Origin of the sequence: Basfia succiniciproducens (assembly GCF_011455875.1) — a bacterium.
GTDB classification, from domain to species: Bacteria; Pseudomonadota; Gammaproteobacteria; order Enterobacterales; family Pasteurellaceae; genus Basfia; species Basfia succiniciproducens.
Map to the genome: position 1 here is coordinate 1,747,512 of NZ_CP015031.1, position 16,528 is coordinate 1,764,039.

Annotated in this window: 16 protein-coding genes; 8 read left to right on the forward strand and 8 right to left on the reverse strand. The window is 44.0% G+C overall.

Annotated elements, in window-relative coordinates; translation table 11 throughout:
- Positions 1-68: 68 nt before the first annotated feature.
- The 4 genes from ilvD to ilvG all read right to left on the reverse strand — a co-directional run bounded on the left by ilvD (position 69) and on the right by ilvG (position 4,757).
- Positions 69-1,904: a dihydroxy-acid dehydratase gene (gene ilvD, locus A4G13_RS08130; protein ID WP_090655696.1), complete on the reverse strand. Its 1,836-nt coding sequence runs from the start codon at positions 1,902-1,904 to the stop codon at positions 69-71.
- A 274-nt stretch (positions 1,905-2,178) separates the two neighbouring features.
- Positions 2,179-2,709, reverse strand: a complete 531-nt coding sequence (locus A4G13_RS08135) for an inorganic diphosphatase (RefSeq protein WP_011201372.1) — start codon at positions 2,707-2,709, stop codon at positions 2,179-2,181.
- Positions 2,710-2,803: 94 nt separating this feature from the next.
- A complete protein-coding gene (gene ilvM / locus A4G13_RS08140) occupies positions 2,804-3,046 on the reverse strand; it encodes an acetolactate synthase 2 small subunit (protein WP_165898031.1) in 243 nt (80 codons plus the stop codon).
- A gap of 58 nt (positions 3,047-3,104) precedes the next feature.
- The gene (gene ilvG / locus A4G13_RS08145; protein ID WP_090655701.1) at positions 3,105-4,757 is read right to left on the reverse strand and encodes an acetolactate synthase 2 catalytic subunit; all 1,653 of its coding nucleotides are present in this window, start codon (positions 4,755-4,757) and stop codon (positions 3,105-3,107) included.
- 278 nt (positions 4,758-5,035) lie between these two features.
- Here ilvG and A4G13_RS08150 point away from each other — a divergent pair, with 278 nt between their 5' ends.
- The 7 genes from A4G13_RS08150 to A4G13_RS08180 all read left to right on the forward strand — a co-directional run bounded on the left by A4G13_RS08150 (position 5,036) and on the right by A4G13_RS08180 (position 9,314).
- Positions 5,036-5,854 carry a Cof-type HAD-IIB family hydrolase gene (locus tag A4G13_RS08150; RefSeq protein ID WP_090655704.1) on the forward strand — a complete coding sequence of 273 codons (819 nt, stop codon included), beginning with the start codon at positions 5,036-5,038 and terminating at the stop codon, positions 5,852-5,854.
- An 8-nt stretch (positions 5,855-5,862) separates the two neighbouring features.
- Positions 5,863-6,240 (forward strand): fluoride efflux transporter CrcB, encoded by a 378-nt coding sequence (gene crcB / locus A4G13_RS08155; protein ID WP_041640083.1) that lies wholly within the window; start codon positions 5,863-5,865, stop codon positions 6,238-6,240.
- A gap of 72 nt (positions 6,241-6,312) precedes the next feature.
- Positions 6,313-6,573 (forward strand): FAD assembly factor SdhE, encoded by a 261-nt coding sequence (locus A4G13_RS08160; RefSeq protein ID WP_041640084.1) that lies wholly within the window; start codon positions 6,313-6,315, stop codon positions 6,571-6,573.
- 113 nt (positions 6,574-6,686) lie between these two features.
- On the forward strand, positions 6,687-7,262 hold the full coding sequence (rpoE, locus tag A4G13_RS08165; protein WP_041640085.1) for an RNA polymerase sigma factor RpoE: 576 nt from the start codon (positions 6,687-6,689) through the stop codon (positions 7,260-7,262).
- A gap of 28 nt (positions 7,263-7,290) precedes the next feature.
- Positions 7,291-7,854 carry a sigma-E factor negative regulatory protein gene (locus A4G13_RS08170; protein WP_041640086.1) on the forward strand — a complete coding sequence of 188 codons (564 nt, stop codon included), beginning with the start codon at positions 7,291-7,293 and terminating at the stop codon, positions 7,852-7,854.
- A 74-nt stretch (positions 7,855-7,928) separates the two neighbouring features.
- Positions 7,929-8,870 carry a sigma-E factor regulatory protein RseB gene (gene rseB, locus A4G13_RS08175; protein ID WP_090655707.1) on the forward strand — a complete coding sequence of 314 codons (942 nt, stop codon included), beginning with the start codon at positions 7,929-7,931 and terminating at the stop codon, positions 8,868-8,870.
- Between the two features lie 9 nt (positions 8,871-8,879).
- Positions 8,880-9,314 (forward strand): SoxR reducing system RseC family protein, encoded by a 435-nt coding sequence (locus A4G13_RS08180; RefSeq protein WP_011201382.1) that lies wholly within the window; start codon positions 8,880-8,882, stop codon positions 9,312-9,314.
- Positions 9,315-9,341: 27 nt separating this feature from the next.
- Here A4G13_RS08180 and nfuA read toward each other — a convergent pair whose 3' ends face one another.
- Together nfuA and A4G13_RS08190 are read right to left on the reverse strand one after the other, a co-directional pair.
- Positions 9,342-9,926: a Fe-S biogenesis protein NfuA gene (nfuA, locus tag A4G13_RS08185; protein ID WP_090655710.1), complete on the reverse strand. Its 585-nt coding sequence runs from the start codon at positions 9,924-9,926 to the stop codon at positions 9,342-9,344.
- Between the two features lie 90 nt (positions 9,927-10,016).
- Positions 10,017-10,703, reverse strand: a complete 687-nt coding sequence (locus A4G13_RS08190; RefSeq protein WP_090655713.1) for an amidophosphoribosyltransferase — start codon at positions 10,701-10,703, stop codon at positions 10,017-10,019.
- A 141-nt stretch (positions 10,704-10,844) separates the two neighbouring features.
- On the opposite strand from A4G13_RS08190, the gene A4G13_RS08195 reads away from it, so the two are divergent.
- Entirely contained in the window at positions 10,845-11,660 is an 816-nt protein-coding gene (locus A4G13_RS08195) for a Cof-type HAD-IIB family hydrolase (protein WP_011201386.1), read from the forward strand.
- A 94-nt stretch (positions 11,661-11,754) separates the two neighbouring features.
- Here A4G13_RS08195 and carB read toward each other — a convergent pair whose 3' ends face one another.
- Positions 11,755-14,967 carry a carbamoyl-phosphate synthase large subunit gene (gene carB, locus A4G13_RS08200; RefSeq protein ID WP_090655716.1) on the reverse strand — a complete coding sequence of 1,071 codons (3,213 nt, stop codon included), beginning with the start codon at positions 14,965-14,967 and terminating at the stop codon, positions 11,755-11,757.
- Between the two features lie 402 nt (positions 14,968-15,369).
- A complete protein-coding gene (carA, locus tag A4G13_RS08205; protein ID WP_090655719.1) occupies positions 15,370-16,497 on the reverse strand; it encodes a glutamine-hydrolyzing carbamoyl-phosphate synthase small subunit in 1,128 nt (375 codons plus the stop codon).
- Positions 16,498-16,528: the final 31 nt, after the last annotated feature.

The following is a 16,528-nucleotide window of genomic DNA, read 5'->3' on the forward strand; positions in this document are numbered from 1 at the left end:
TATCTGATTTGCCAAATAAACAAAAAAACCAACAAAAAGTGCGGTCTTTTTTACCGCACTTTTAATGATTAAAGTTTTGTTTTATCGCGCACGGCGCCTTTATCCGCGGAAGTTGCAAAATGGCCGAATACTTTCAAAGCAAATGACACTTCACGCATGCGATTTGCCGGTTTCCAGCCTTTCACATCCTGTTCTGCTCGACGGGTTGCAAGTTCCTCATCGGAAACCTGTAACTGAATTGAGCGATTCGGAATGTCAATGGCGATAATATCACCGTTACGCACTAAACCGATTGTACCGCCGGATGCGGCTTCCGGTGAACAGTGTCCGATGGATAAACCCGAGGTACCGCCGGAAAAGCGACCGTCCGTTAATAATGCGCAGGCTTTACCTAATCCCATGGATTTTAAATAGCTGGTCGGATAAAGCATTTCCTGCATACCCGGTCCGCCTTTCGGCCCTTCGTAACGAATCACGACCACGTGACCGGCTTTCACTTTTCCGCCTAAAATGCCGTCAACAGCATCTTCTTGGCTTTCAAACACAATGGCTTCGCCGGTGAATTTTAAAATGGATTCGTCAACACCCGCGGTTTTAACAATACAACCGTCCAAAGCGATATTGCCGGAAAGCATGGCTAAACCTCCGTCCTGACTGTAAGCATGGGCTTTATCACGGATACAGCCGTTTTCGCGGTCATCGTCTAAGGTTTCCCAACGGCAATCCTGAGAGAAAGCCTCGGTAGTGCGAATGCCCGCAGGCCCCGAACGATAGAAGGTTTTTACCGCTTCATCCCGGGTTAATTTAATATCATATTTCGCTAATTGTTCGGCAAAGGTTAAGCCTAATACGGTTTTCGTATCATGATGCAATAAATTTGCGCGATCCAATTCGCCGAGGATCGCCATCACGCCGCCGGCACGATGCACGTCTTCCATATGATATTTATTGGTATTCGGCGCCACTTTGCTCAGGCAAGGCACAATGCGGGATAAACGGTCAATATCCGCCATGGTGAAATCAACTTCGGCTTCCTGAGCAACCGCTAATAAATGAAGCACCGTATTGGTTGAGCCGCCCATTGCAATATCCAGACTCATGGCGTTCTCAAATGCCGCTTTAGTGGCAATTGAACGAGGTAAAACGGAATAGTCGTCCTGTTCGTAATGACGTTTGCAAAGCTCAACGATTTGTGTTGCAGCATCTAAGAATAATTGTTTGCGATCCGCATGAGTCGCCAAACAGGAGCCGTTGCCCGGCAGAGATAAACCAAGCGCTTCCGTTAAACAGTTCATTGAGTTAGCGGTAAACATACCGGAACATGAACCGCAGGTCGGACAAGCGGAACGTTCAATAGCATCCACATCGGAATCCGATACGTTTTTATCCGCACTTTGAATCATCGCATCGATTAAATCCAATTTGATTAATTGATCCGAAAGCTTGGTTTTACCCGCTTCCATCGGACCACCGGAAACAAAAATTGTCGGGATGTTCAAGCGCATTGCCGCCATTAACATCCCCGGAGTAATTTTGTCGCAGTTTGAAATGCACACCATCGCATCGGCGCAATGGGCATTGACCATATATTCTACCGAATCGGCGATCAAATCACGGCTAGGCAAAGAGTAAAGCATACCGCCGTGACCCATTGCGATACCGTCATCCACCGCAATAGTGTTGAATTCTTTGGCAACGCCGCCCGCGGTTTCGATTTGTTTTACCACCATTTGACCGATATCATGTAAATGCACATGACCCGGCACAAATTGAGTAAATGAGTTAACCACGGCAATAATCGGTTTACCGAAATCGCCTTCTTTCATTCCCGTTGCGCGCCACAATGAGCGGGCACCCGCCATATTACGACCTTGTGTGCTGGTCGCCGAACGTAGTTTTGGCATAAATATCTCCAAGTAAGTATTAGGGGTTGTGTTTGTATCGCGTTATTTTAGCACATCCCCGTATAAATCATAAAAAGTGCGGTCAAAAAAGTGTATTTTTTGAAGGTTGGTTATGTCAACGGCTTCCTATGGGAAAATATCCGTATAATGATTACGAATATGTTCTAAAAATTCATATCCTTAAATTTAATTAGGCCGATGGCAAGCCTTTAATGCTACAGATAAAAATAAAGGCAATTCCAACGAATTGCCTTTAAAAAAACGAAAATCGGAATTATTGTTCGTTCCAACGTTTAATGGATTCGCGAATCACTTCTTTCGCTTCTTCTACATCGCCCCAGTGAGTTACTTTGGTTGACCCCGGTTTTTTCAATGCTTTGTAGTTATTGAAGTGGAATTCGATTTGTTTAATTAATTGTGCCGGTAAATCACTCAATGTGTTGTAAGCGTTACCCGTATCGCGGTCATCCGCCGGTACGCAAACGATTTTGTCGTCCACTTCGCCGTCATCAACAAATTTCATCACACCTATTACTTTTGCTTCAAGGAATACGCCGGTAGCTAAAGGTTGACGGGTAATTAATAACACGTCAAGTTCATCGCCGTCTTCATCTAAAGTTTGCGGGATAAAACCATAGTTAGTCGGTTTGGCAAAAATTGCCGGTTCTACACGGTCTAACTGGAATGCCGCAACTTTACGGTTCCATTCGATTTTATGGCAGCTGCCTTCCGGAATTTCATTTACTACGTTAATGATACCCGCATCAACATCACCCGGGGTTAAAATTTGGTTGAAATCAGCCATTGTATTTTCCTTTTTTATCTAGTGATAACTTATCAAAACGTCGAAAGTATAACAGTTTTTACTTGACTGTACAGGCTTTCCGCCGAAATTTCATTTATTCGTCGCATTCACATTCTTCATCGGTCGTAATATCGATGATATCTTCCAATTTCACTAACTGATGTGCCAATAGACAAATATCTCGCTCGCCTTCCACCACAAAATCCAGCCAGATTTTACCGTTTTCCAAATTCATTTTAAGCTTAATCACCGTAAAACCCCGGTGGCGAACAACACGCAAAATGCGTTCCAGAATTTCCGGGCGATGATGCGCCACGATAGTAAGTTCGTTAGTCATTGATTTTCTCCAACTTGAATCCATTCAAAAAAAATAAATTTATAAAACCTGCAGATAATTAGCTCATTTCTTCGATCATTTCTACATTACAGGCGCCCGGCGGCACAAGCGGCCATACGTTTTCGTCTTCATGCACACAAACATGCAGCAAATAAGCCTCTTGGCTTGCAAAGAAACGATCCAGCGCTTCGTTTACTTCACCAGCTTTTTCTATACGTTCCCCTTTTATGCCGAAAGCGGACGCCAGGGTCACAAAATCCGGGTTATCGTCTAAAATTGTCGAACTGTGGCGGCCGTGAAAGAATAAAGACTGCCACTGACGCACCATGCCGAGACGTTGGTTGTCCAATAATAAAATCTTAATAGGCGTTTTCGCCCGTTTGATTGAGCCCAACTCCTGAATGTTCATCATGATCGAGCCGTCGCCGGTTACTAAAATAACCTGATCCCGGGGGCGGGCTTTTTGTGCGCCAATGGCCGCCGGCAAACCGAATCCCATGGTACCGAAACCCGCCGATGTAATAAAATTCTCCGGCTTGCCAAAGCTCATATGTTGAGCCGCCCACATTTGGTGTTGCCCCACATCGGTGACCACAATGGCATTTTCCGCTTTCAAACGGGAAACGCGGTTTAATAAAAACAGCGGATTAATATCCCCTTCGCCTTCGTTTTCACCGTAATCCCAGTCAAAATCCTGTTTTAAACGTTGAACGTCCGCACGCCAAGGCTCGATATCCAAGGCAAAACTCAAAGCTTTGAGCGCCTGCTCGAGATCGCCGCATAACGCCACATCGGCACGGCGTAATTTGTTAATTTCCGCAACGTCAATATCCGCATGAATCACCTTCGCTTCGGTAGCAAAACTGCTTAATTTACCCGTTACGCGATCGTCAAAACGCGCACCTAACACCAACAGCAAATCCGCCTCTTGTGTTGCGTAATTAGCCGCTTTCGTACCGTGCATACCGATCATGCCCATATAATAAGGGTTATCCGCTGGCACGGCACCTAATCCTTTTAATGTGCAAATTGTCGGAATTCGGGTTGCGGTTAAAAATTCATGCAATGCCGGCACCGCTTTTGCCATGCCTACACCGCCGCCGATATAAGCCACCGGGCGTTTTGCATTTTTCAGCAATTCGACGGCTTTTTCCAAACTCTTAGCGGAAAGTGCGGTCGGTTTTTCAACAGAATAAACAATAGGTTGAAGTAAAGTTTCAGCGAATTGCACATCTTTAGGAATATCAATCAAAACAGGTCCCGGACGGCCGCTTTGTGCGATTTTAAAAGCTTTGGCAAAAATTTCAGGTAATTCTTCAATATTCTGTACGATAAAACTGTGTTTCGTACAGGCGAGAGATAACCCCAGCACATCCGCTTCCTGAAATGCATCGGTACCGATTAACGGCGCGGCTACCTGCCCGGTAATCGCCACCAGCGGAATGGAATCCATTAAGGCGTCGCCCAAACCGGTAATTAAGTTGGTTGCACCGGGGCCGGAAGTGGCGATACATACGCCGGTCTTGCCGGTGGATCTCGCATAACCGATAGCCGCCATCGCCGCACCTTGCTCATTACGACATAAAAGATGGTTAATACCACAATCGTATAAGGCGTCATATACCGGCATAATGGCACCGCCGGGATAACCAAACACGGTGTCTACATTATGGGCTTTTAGGCATTCTGTAACTAAGTTTGCTCCGTTCATTTTCTTACCTGTAAAAATCTTAAATCTTTTTGTGTTTGTTATTCTTATTTAACAAGGTTTTTAATTATAACCGGATTTGCCCGTTAAGCTAGCTTTAGTCATGCTTTTCTTGATCAAAGTGCGGTCAAAAAAAATTAATTTTTGTAGTTTGCCATGCCATTTCAAAGAGCAAACAATTTTATTCTGCCATAGGGTAATTTATATCAATATACAAAAGTAAACTCCGTTCGATTATTTTGTTATGATAGCGAAATGAATAATCAATTAGGTTTAAATGAATGAAACAACTTCCTTTTCGAGCCATAGTGTCCGACATGGACGGCACTTTGTTAAACGCCAATCATGTGGTTGGCGATTTCACCATCAATACATTAGAAAAACTTGCGCAAAAGGGCGTGGATATCGTAATGGCGACAGGGCGCGGCTACACAGATGTTGCCTCCACATTAAGTAAAATGAAGATTAAAAATGCCGCGATGATCACCTCAAACGGTGCGCAAATTCACGATTTACAGGGAAATAGACTTTACAGCAACTACCTCCCCGAAGATGTGGCGTTTGAAGTTATGCAACTGCCTTTTGATGCGGATCGGGTTTGCATGAATACCTATCAAAACAACGACTGGTTTATTAACATTGATTTACCGCAATTGCGCAAATATCACCAAACATCCGGTTTTATGTACGAAGTGGTGGATTTCAAAAAACATCACGGGCGCGATACGGAAAAAGTCTTTTTTATCGGTAAAAAACCGGCGGATTTAATGGAGATTGAACAGGAACTCACCTCGCGTTTCGGCAATTATGCGACCATTACTTATTCCACACCGGTTTGTCTTGAAGTGATGAATAAAAATGTGTCAAAAGCCACCGCACTTGCACATCTTATTGAGCAGCGAGAATATTCGTTGTCGGATTGTATCGCCTTTGGCGACGGCATGAACGATATCGAAATGCTAACCGAAGTGGGTAAGGGCTGCATAATGCAAAATGCCGATCCGCGTTTATTACAACTTTTACCCGATAACGAACGTATCGGCTTAAATAAAGATGAATCCGTCGCAAGCTATGTGCGGGCCGTTTTCGGAATTTATTAGGTGTGATTATGTGGCAATCATTAATTCTGATAAGTTCGGGCGCGGCGCTCGGCGCTTCTTTGCGTTGGGGCATGGGATTGATTTTAAATCCGCTCTTTGCCGCCTTTTCCTTCGGTACGCTTATTGCGAATTATCTCGGCTGTTTTATTATCGGCTTAATTATGGCGATGATTTGGCAGCATCCGCAATTTAGTGGCGAATGGCGCCTATTCATGATAACCGGATTTCTCGGTAGCCTGACTACGTTTTCTTCCTTCTCCGCTGAAGTAATGGAAAACTTTATCCAACAAAAATGGTTAATAGGTTTAGGTATTATGTCTGCTCATTTATTCGGTTGCCTTATTTTCACCGGTATCGGCGTGCTGATAACACGCTGGTTAAACTAAAAATTATGCTTATCTGGCAATTTTGCCGAATTTAACGCTATAATGCGCTAATTTTATTTTATGGTAACAACAATGGCTGAATACGATAAATTACGCTTAGAATGGGATTGCCGTCGGGGTATGTTAGAACTCGATAAAATCATTATGCCGTTCTATCTGGAACAATTTGATAATCTGACCGAAACGCAAAAAGCAACCTTTGTGCGTTTATTGGCTTGCACCGATCTACAGCTTTTTTCCTGGTTATTCAAGCGGGCGCGGGCTTCCGATACGGAATTGCAACAAATGGTCGATTTAATTTTGGAAAAACAAGGCGTTGTAATTAATAATTGATTTTGATTGGAAATATTTTTACGTTTCGGTGAACTTTTCTATTTTCACATGCTCTAACCAAATACATAGGCTTGCTGTCTTGAAATTAGAGCTTGTTATTGACAAGAGGTTATATGGCTGAACAGCTAACAGATCAGGCTTTGGTAGAAAGAGTGCAGCAGGGGGATAAGAAAGCCTTTAATTTGTTGGTTTCTCGTTATCAGAATAAAGTGGCGGGGCTATTAACCCGTTATGTATCGCGTAATGATATTCCCGATGTAGTACAGGAATCATTCATTAAAGCATATCGCTCTATTGAGTCATTCCGGGGTGAAAGCGCTTTCTATACATGGCTTTATAGAATTGCAGTAAATACTGCAAAAAACTACTTAACCGCTCAAGGACGCCGCCCGCCGAATGAAGACATTCTAGCGGAAGAAGCGGAAACCTATGATGTAGGTGGAAATTTAAGAGATGTGGATACGCCCGAACATGAAATGTTATCCGCAGAGCTAAAAAAGGTTATCTTTGATACTATCGACGGTTTGCAAGAAGAATTAAAAACGGCGATAACATTACGTGAAATGGAAGGGTTAAGTTACGAAGAGATTGCCGATATAATGGATTGCCCCGTAGGAACGGTACGTTCGCGTATATTCCGGGCAAGGGAAATTATAGAAAGCAAAATTCGACCGCTCATTCAACGTTAAACGAATAACAAAAGAGTTGGAGTTTACAATGCAAAAAGAGTTACTTTCAGCATACATTGACGGTGAACAAGTCGGTAACGACATCACCCTCGAATTATGTAACGATGCCGAGTTGCAACAAAGTTGGTCAAATTATCATGTAATTCGTTCCGTTATGCGCGATGAAAGCGAGGTATTTCTAGGCGCCGATTTCACCGCAAAAATGGCAACATTGATTGATCAGGAAGATGCGATTACCCTATCTCAACCGACTCCGGACGAAGTTGAAAACTTGCCGTTTATGCAAAAACTCAAAGCGTTATTTGCACCAATGGTTCAAGTCGGTGTTGCCGCCGGTGTGTGTTTAGTTGCCGTACTGGGCGTTCAGTCTTTTAATGCTAATAATAATGCGCAAACCACAGCGGATACGCCAGTATTGCAAACCTTACCGTTTAGCAACAATGTTCAGGAAGTAAGCTATAACGCTCCAACGAAAGATGCGGTGACACAAGAACAACTTGAACAAAAAAATAAACGTATCGGCGCAATGTTGCAAAGTTACGAATTGCAACGCCGTGTTTATGCGGACTCAGTACAAAATCAACAACATTAATTAGTTAACATTATTTTAATTCACCACCTTAATGGGTGGTGAATTTGTTTCCGGTTGATGAAGGGACTTCAAAAATGTTTAAAAAACTTACCGCACTTTTCTTTATCTTGCCCTTCTCTTTTTCCGTATTCGGGCAAGACAATCTTTCGCCTAAGCAACTACTCACAGAAATGCTCGCTGCCCAAAATAAGCTTAATTATGAAATTTCCTATGTTCAAATCGCGGGTGCCGAGATTGATACTTTTCGCTATCGCCATGTGTATAACGAAGGCAAATCTTACGCTCAACTTGCAACCTTAGAGGGTGGTAAACAGGAAATTATACAACGCGATAACTTAATCAGTTATTTTCATTCCAATTACAGCCCTTTCTCAATTAGCGGTTCGCAAATTATCGACAATTTACCTAACATCGTTAACGCGGATTTTTCCCGTATTGAAAAACATTATGATTTCATTAATATGGGGCGTAATCGCATTGCCGATCGTTTAGTTCAAACGGTTAGAATTTTGCCGAAAGATAACTTCCGTTATCAATACGTCGTTTTTATTGAAGAAAAAACTCATCTATTATTAGGCTCGGATATGTTAGATCAGGACGGCAATCTGTTAGAGCGTTTCCGTGTAGTGAATTTTTATATTGACGACCAAATGACACAACCGCTAACCGATGCATTAAGCAAATTGCCAACGCCTCCCGTTTTAGATAAAGCAACGCCACCAAAAAACAAATTAAGCTGGCAAGCCGGTTGGCTTCCGCAAGGATTTGCGGTATTGAATAACTATCTCACCAAAACCGATGAAGATACGATAGAAAGCCGCTTATATAGTGACGGATTATTTTCTTTTACTATTTATGTTTCCAATAATATCCTGCCGGAAAACCAAGAAAATGTATGGAAACAAGGCTCGTTCACTATTTACAGTGAAAGCATGAAAGATAAGGAAGTTACGATTATCGGGCAAATACCGCTCACCACGGCAAAACGTATCGTACAAGAAATTAAATCCAACTAGAGAAAAAATATGTTAACCGAAAGTGCCGTCGTAATTGATTACCGAGACGGAATCGCCAAAGTAAAATGCCAATCAAAAACCGCCTGCGGCAGTTGTGCGGCTAAAAACGCTTGCGGCTCGGCGGCACTTTCGGAACTTACCGGAGAACCGGGAGAACATATTCTGATTATTTCCACCATCACTCCGTTAAAAATCGGTCAACAAGTGGAAATCGGTCTACAGGAACAATCCCTTTTATTTTCCGCTTTTCTTGCCTATGTGATTCCGCTGATGACATTATTAATCGGCACGTTTGTCGCCACCGCAATTTTTTCAAATGAATTAATTAGCGCCGCATTCATCTTTATTTCCACCGCACTTTCCTTTCTTGCCGTACGGTTTTATGCCAAAAAACTCAATAAAAAATCGGCATTTGAGCCGATTTTATTGAGAGTATTAAATTAAGGTCTGTTTATCTTTTATAAACGGACTTTAATAATAAGAATGTTCGCCGCGTTGGTGCTCTGTGATGTCTTTCGCGCCTTTTAATTCGCCGGCAAATAATTCCACTAATTGTTTTTCTACGCCGTCTTTCAGGGTAACATCCACCATTGAGCAACCGTTACAACCGCCGCCGAATTGGAGAATCGCATAGCCCTCATCAGTAATTTCAACTAAGGTAATACGACCTCCGTGGCTTGCTAATTGAGGGTTAATCTGAGTTTGAATAACATAATCCACTCGTTCGATTAAAGGTGCGTCATCCGCAACTTTACGCATTTTGGCATTAGGCGCCTTTAGCGTTAACTGCGTACCGAGTTCTTCCGTCACATAATCAATTTCCGCATCTTCCAAAAACGGCAAACTCACTTCATCCACAAAGGCGGAAAACGTAGCATATTTCATTTCCGTATCCGTTGCTTCCACAGCATTAGAGGGGCAATAAGAAACGCCGCATTCGGCATTCGGCGTCCCCGGATTCACTACGAAAATACGGATATTCGTGCCTTCTTCCTGTTGATCCAGCAGCTTACGAAAATGCCCTTGTGCGGCGTCAGAAATTTGAATTTGTTGCATAAAATAATCCTAAAATATAACTAAAAAGCGTCTGATAACTGACTAACATAGTCGGAAATGATACGCTTAGATTACCTTTTATGCAAATTTTTATGCGCGCGCCAAACCCCACACCTGAATTTGTTCCACACCTTGTTGAACAAATAAACCGGCAAGGGCATTTAATGTCGAACCCGTAGTAATCACATCATCCACTAAAGCAACGGATTTATACGGACAAGCTTGTTTTTTGTCGGCGAATCGAAATGCTTTTCGCAAATTAACCCGTCGGGCGGCGGCGCTTAATCCCCGTTGCGTTCTTGTATGTTTAACCCGCTTAATCAGCCGATTATTACAAGGAATATTTAACCATTTGGCTAACTGTCCGGCCAATAAATCCGCCTGATTATACCCTCGCCGCCAGTGGCGAAAATGATGCAACGGAACGGGAATAATCACTTCCGGCAACATAAGCCCGTGAGTTCTGCGGGCGTCTCGAATTGCCAGATAAAGCAAACGCGCCAAAGTGCGGTCAAAATAAAAGGAATTTTGAAATTTAAAACGATGAATCAGACTTGAAAGCGGCATCTTATAAGCGCCGATAATCACCATACGATGCCAAGCGGGCCGGTTTTGCAAACAGTTTCCGCAACCTAAAGTGTTTTCCGCCAATTCCGATCCGCAAACGCCGCAATAATTAAAACGGCGGATCTGTTTATTGCAGCTGCAACACAGACCATGCGAGCCAATGGCTAGTTTTTTTTGACAATAAATGCAGCGGAAAGCAAACCAATTCATGTTATTCTCCTAAAAAGACAACGAAGAGAACAACATAATAAAATCTAACCTTTTCCGCCCTAATCACAGGAAAATTTTTCGATCTTTATCGCAATAATGTTAAAATTATTTTATATATTTTCTTACTTTTAAGGAGCGCTAATGACAATTCCAAATCTCCGCGACAAAATTAAAATCGTTTTTTTTGATATTGATGAAACTCTCATCATGAAATTTGAAGATATTCTGCCTGACTCCGTTCTTCCGGTCATTCGCAAACTCAAACAAAACGGCATTATTCCCGCCATCGCCACCGGACGCTCTCGTTGCAGTTTACCGACTAAAATCAAAGCGTTGATTGCTGAAGAACCCATCGAACTGTTCGTTACCATGAACGGCCAATTTTCCGTATTTCAAAATAAGGTGATTGAAAAACATCCGATTCCTACTGAAAAAGTGCAACACTTAGTTGATTTCTTTGATGCCCAACAAATTGATTATGCCTTTGTATCCGATAATAACGTTGCGGTATCCAAAATCACCGCTAAACAAAAATCCGCACTGGATCCGATTTTAACGGATTATATTGTCGATAAAGATTATTTTAAACATAACGAAGTTTTCCAATTATTGCCCTTCTATGACCAAAGTCAGGACGAACTTGTAAAAAATGCAAATATCTTGGACGGTTTGCGAGTGGTCCGCTGGGATAAAGATTCTGTGGATTTATTTGATGCCGAAGGTTCAAAAGCGCGCGGAATTGCTTCCGCAATCAAACGGTTAGGCTTTGAAATGGAAAACGTGATGGCATTCGGTGACGGTTTAAACGACCTTGAAATGCTAAGTACCGTAGGGGTCGGCGTAGCGATGGGCAACGCCCGCGACGAACTGAAAAAAGTCGCTGATTTCGTTACCGATCGTATTGAAGATCACGGCATTTACAACTTCTTAGTCAAAGCCGGATTAATCGAAGATTAAACTTAAGTAAAAGTGCGGTCAAAATTTCAAGAATTTTCACCGCACTTTATTACTTTATTAAAGAAAAAGAATAGGCTCGTTCGAGCCTATTTTGTTATTTAGTTAAACCTGCATGTAAACCCTGTACGGAATACACATCGTGAATATCCAAATTTGCTACGCTAAGGCTAATGGCATCGGCACCTGCAATGGTAGTATAAAGCGGCACGCGTTGTTTTAATGCGCTGGCGCGGATTGATGCGCTGTCCGCCACGCTTTCCGCCATTCCTCCGGCAGTATTGATAATAAGCGCAATTTCATCATTTTTAATGGCATCAACAATATGCGGTCTGCCTTCACGTACTTTATTCACGGTTTGCACGGCAATACCGTTTTCGCGCAGGAATTTTGAAGTGCCAAAGGTCGCGCATAAGCCATAGCCCTGTTCCTGTAAGCGTTTTACGATTGGCAATAAACGAGGTTTATCGTTGTTATCTACAGATACAAATACTTTGCCCGTGCGCGGAATCCGCTCGCCGGCACCGATTTGCGCTTTAAGGAATGCTTCCGCAAAGGTTGAGCCCACCCCCATCACTTCGCCGGTGGAACGCATTTCCGGTCCTAAAATAGTATCTACGCCGGGGAATTTAATGAACGGGAATACCGCTTCTTTCACCGCATAGAAATCCTGCGGCACCACTTCGCCTTGAATGCCTTGTTCTTTCAAGCTTATCCCCGCCATTACACGGGCGGCAATTTTCGCCAATGGCTGACCGGTGGCTTTGCTCACGAAAGGTACGGTACGGCTGGCGCGCGGATTCACTTCAAGCACATAAATCACATCATTTTGTACCGCAAATTGCACGTTCATTAAACCGACTACGTTTAAGGCACGCGCCATCGCTGCCGTTTGGCGACGGATTTCATCCTGAATTTCCATACTTAACGAATAAGGCGGCAATGAACAGGCGGAGTCGCCCGAGTGAATGCCGGCTTGTTCGATATGCTGCATAATCCCGCCGATAATTACTTGTTCGTCGTCACAAATGCAGTCCACGTCCACTTCAATAGCGTTATTTAAGAAATGGTCTAATAAAATCGGGCTGTCGTTGGAAACGGACACCGCTTCACGCATATAACGGTTCAATTCTTCATCGTTATATACAATCTGCATTGCACGGCCACCTAATACGTAAGACGGGCGAACTACCAGCGGATAACCCACTTCGTTTGCCAGACCTACCGCTTCCTGTGCGTTACGCGCCGTGCGGTTCGCCGGTTGTTTTAAATTCAAATCATGTAAGATTTTTTGGAAACGTTCGCGGTCTTCCGCCGCATCAATGCTGTCCGCCGATGTGCCGATAATGTTCACGCCGTTTGCATGTAACGCGTTTGCCAATTTCAACGGCGTTTGACCGCCGTAATGCACAATCACGCCCCAAGGTTTTTCCACGTGAATAATTTCTAGGACGTCTTCAAGGGTTAACGGCTCGAAATATAAACGGTCGGAGGTATCGAAATCGGTAGAAACGGTTTCCGGGTTGCAGTTCACCATAATGGTTTCAAAACCGGATTCGCGTAACGCCAATGCCGCATGCACGCAGCAATAGTCAAATTCGATACCCTGACCGATACGGTTCGGACCGCCGCCTAAAATCATCACTTTTTTGCGATTGGACGGTGCAGCTTCGCATTCTTCTTCATAGGTGGAATACAAATAAGCGGTATCGGACTTAAACTCGCCCGCACAGGTATCCACACGTTTATAAACGGGGTGAATATTGAATGCGTTACGTAAGCTGCGTACCGAGGTTTCGTCGGATTTCACCAATTGCGCAATACGTTTATCGGAGAAACCTTTACGTTTTAGTCGATAAATTTCGTCTTTGTTTAAATCAGCCAGCGTTTTCTTCTCAAGGGCTAATTCTTCAAGCACTAAGTCTTGAATTTGAATTAAAAACCAGGGATCAATTTTACTGTAATGATGGACGTCTTCAATTGACCAGCCGATACCGAAAGCATCCGCCACATAAAGCAGGCGTTCAGGGCCCGGATTGGAAATTTCATGGCGCAGTTTTTCCATATCTTCGGTTTTTAAGTTAAAACCGCAAATCCCGGTTTCCAAACCGCGTAAGGCTTTTTGAATTGATTCCTGGAAAGTACGTCCCATGGCCATCACTTCGCCCACTGACTTCATTTGAGTGGTTAAGCGATCATCGGCTTTCGGGAATTTTTCAAAGGCAAAACGCGGCACTTTGGTGACTACATAGTCGATTGAAGGCTCGAAAGAGGCCGGGATTAAGCCGCCGGTGATGTCGTTGCGTAATTCGTTTAAGGTATAGCCCACCGCTAATTTTGCCGCTACTTTGGCAATCGGGAAACCGGTGGCTTTGGAAGCAAGGGCCGACGAACGGCTCACACGCGGGTTCATTTCGATGACAATCATCTCGCCGTTTTCCGGGTTGATGGCAAACTGCACGTTGGAACCGCCGGTATCCACACCGATTTCACGCAATACCGCCAACGATGCGTTACGCATGATTTGATATTCTTTATCGGTTAAAGTTTGCGCCGGTGCCACGGTGATTGAATCGCCGGTGTGTACGCCCATTGGGTCGAAGTTTTCGATGGAACACACGATAATGCAGTTATCCGCTTTATCGCGCACCACTTCCATTTCGTATTCTTTCCAGCCCAAGACCGATTGTTCGATTAATAATTCATGAGTTGGCGAGGCCTCGAAACCGCGTTCGCAAATGGCCTGGAATTCATCGCGGTTATAGGCGATACCGCCGCCGGAACCGCCCATGGTGAATGAAGGACGAATTAAGGTCGGAAAACCGACTTCTTCTTGCGCTTTCCAGGCTTCGTCAAAGCTATGGCAAACGAAAGATTTCGGCGTATTTAAACCGATTTTCGCCATCGCTTCTTTAAAACGCCCGCGGTCTTCCGCTTTATCAATGGCGTCTTCCGTCGCCCCGATCAACTCTACGCCGTATTTTTTCAATACGCCGTTTTTTGATAAATCCAACGCACAGTTCAGCGCAGTCTGTCCGCCCATGGTCGGCAAAATCGCATCCGGACGTTCTTTTTCGATAATTTTTTCCACGGTTTGCCAGTGAATAGGCTCGATGTAGGTCACATCCGCCATATTCGGGTCGGTCATAATGGTAGCCGGGTTGGAGTTCACCAACACCACTTTATAACCTTCCTCACGCAAAGCTTTACAGGCCTGCGCCCCCGAATAGTCAAACTCACAGGCCTGACCGATAACAATCGGACCGGCGCCGATAATAAGGATTGTATTTATGTCGTTACGTTTTGGCATATTATTTTCTCTTGATAAAACTTTTAAAAAATTATTCGCAGTTTTGTAAACAAATTTGCTCGCTCCTGACGGCTCCGTTGACATAGCCAACGTTCAAAAAATTTCGCTTTTTATGACCGCACTTTTTGTTGTCGGTTTTCAAATCTCCTCTAGCCCCTCTTTACTAAAGAGGGGGACTGAGTTGAGGGTAATATAAAGATCTCAACGCCTCATCAAGATCGATTCCCCTCTTTAGCAAAGAGGGGTTAGGGGAGATTTGTCCTAATACCCCGCAAAATACTCCCGATTTAATTTGTTGTTATCCGGCGCATGTTAAGAAACCCGCACCATTATTAAAAACATACTTAAAATTCCACCGCACTTTATTCATCAGTCGTATGCGATACACCCCTGCGGTTGACATTAAGCCTTGCTCTGTTTCATGGCATCGATAAATTTATCAAATAAATAAGCCACATCATGCGGCCCCGGGCTGGCTTCAGGGTGGCCCTGGAAACTGAATGCCGGTTGGTCGGTCAGTTCGATACCTTGCACGGAATTGTCGAATAACGAACGATGAGTGACGCGTACATTGGCGGGCAAACTGTGTTCATCCACTTCAAACCCATGGTTTTGGCTGGTGATCATCACTTTTTGCGTATCTAAATCCTGTACCGGATGGTTGGCGCCATGGTGTCCGAATGCCATTTTTTTGGTTTTGCCGCCGCTTGCTAAACCTAACAATTGATGGCCTAAACAAATACCGAAAATCGGTTTTTTAGTGGCTAATAAGGTTTGAATGGCACTGATTGCATAATCGCAGGGTTCCGGATCGCCGGGGCCGTTAGATAAGAAAATACCGTCCGGATTCAGCGCAAGCACTTCTTCAGCGGATGTTTTTGCCGGCACTACGGTTAATTTACAGCCGCGTTCGGCAAGCATTCGTAAAATATTATGTTTCACTCCGAAGTCATAGGCCACCACATTGAACGATGCGTTTTGTTGTTCCGCATAACCTTTGCCCAACACCCATTCGCCTTGTGTCCAACGGTAACTTTGCTGTGCCGTGACTTCCCGGGCTAAATCTTTACCCGCCATAGAGCCGAAACTCAAGGCTAGTTTGAGAGCTTTTTGCTCGTCAACTTCGCCGCTCATAATGCAGCCCGCCATGGCGCCTTTATCCCGCAATAAACGGGTTAAGCGACGGGTATCGATATCCGCAATGGCAACTACGTTATTGTCTTTTAAATAATCCGACAGACTTTGATTGGCGCGGAAATTGCTGTGAATCATCGGTAAGTCGCGAATAATTAAGCCTGCGGCATACACGCCGTTGCTTTCGAGATCTTCGGAATTTGTACCGGTGTTGCCGATATGCGGATAAGTCAGAGTGACGATTTGTTTAAAATAAGAAGGGTCGGTAAGAATTTCCTGATAACCGGTCATTGAGGTATTAAATACCACTTCGCCGATCGTGTGCCCCGCAGCGCCGATAGAGGTGCCGCGAAAAATACTGCCATCTGCCAATACAAGAATTGCAGGTTCAGACATAAAATATCTCCTATAAATCAGGTCTGTTTAT

What these genes read in the sequence shown, in the direction of transcription:
- ilvD (WP_090655696.1), bottom strand. Translation starts at nt 1,904, where the DNA reads ATGCCAAAACTACGTTCGGCGACCAGCACACAAGGTCGTAATATGGCG.
- A4G13_RS08135 (WP_011201372.1), bottom strand. Translation starts at nt 2,709, where the DNA reads ATGGCTGATTTCAACCAAATTTTAACCCCGGGTGATGTTGATGCGGGT.
- ilvM (WP_165898031.1), bottom strand. Translation starts at nt 3,046, where the DNA reads ATGACTAACGAACTTACTATCGTGGCGCATCATCGCCCGGAAATTCTG.
- ilvG (WP_090655701.1), bottom strand. Translation starts at nt 4,757, where the DNA reads ATGAACGGAGCAAACTTAGTTACAGAATGCCTAAAAGCCCATAATGTA.
- A4G13_RS08150 (WP_090655704.1), top strand. Translation starts at nt 5,036, where the DNA reads ATGAAACAACTTCCTTTTCGAGCCATAGTGTCCGACATGGACGGCACT.
- crcB (WP_041640083.1), top strand. Translation starts at nt 5,863, where the DNA reads ATGTGGCAATCATTAATTCTGATAAGTTCGGGCGCGGCGCTCGGCGCT.
- A4G13_RS08160 (WP_041640084.1), top strand. Translation starts at nt 6,313, where the DNA reads ATGGCTGAATACGATAAATTACGCTTAGAATGGGATTGCCGTCGGGGT.
- rpoE (WP_041640085.1), top strand. Translation starts at nt 6,687, where the DNA reads ATGGCTGAACAGCTAACAGATCAGGCTTTGGTAGAAAGAGTGCAGCAG.
- A4G13_RS08170 (WP_041640086.1), top strand. Translation starts at nt 7,291, where the DNA reads ATGCAAAAAGAGTTACTTTCAGCATACATTGACGGTGAACAAGTCGGT.
- rseB (WP_090655707.1), top strand. Translation starts at nt 7,929, where the DNA reads ATGTTTAAAAAACTTACCGCACTTTTCTTTATCTTGCCCTTCTCTTTT.
- A4G13_RS08180 (WP_011201382.1), top strand. Translation starts at nt 8,880, where the DNA reads ATGTTAACCGAAAGTGCCGTCGTAATTGATTACCGAGACGGAATCGCC.
- nfuA (WP_090655710.1), bottom strand. Translation starts at nt 9,926, where the DNA reads ATGCAACAAATTCAAATTTCTGACGCCGCACAAGGGCATTTTCGTAAG.
- A4G13_RS08190 (WP_090655713.1), bottom strand. Translation starts at nt 10,703, where the DNA reads ATGAATTGGTTTGCTTTCCGCTGCATTTATTGTCAAAAAAAACTAGCC.
- A4G13_RS08195 (WP_011201386.1), top strand. Translation starts at nt 10,845, where the DNA reads ATGACAATTCCAAATCTCCGCGACAAAATTAAAATCGTTTTTTTTGAT.
- carB (WP_090655716.1), bottom strand. Translation starts at nt 14,967, where the DNA reads ATGCCAAAACGTAACGACATAAATACAATCCTTATTATCGGCGCCGGT.
- carA (WP_090655719.1), bottom strand. Translation starts at nt 16,497, where the DNA reads ATGTCTGAACCTGCAATTCTTGTATTGGCAGATGGCAGTATTTTTCGC.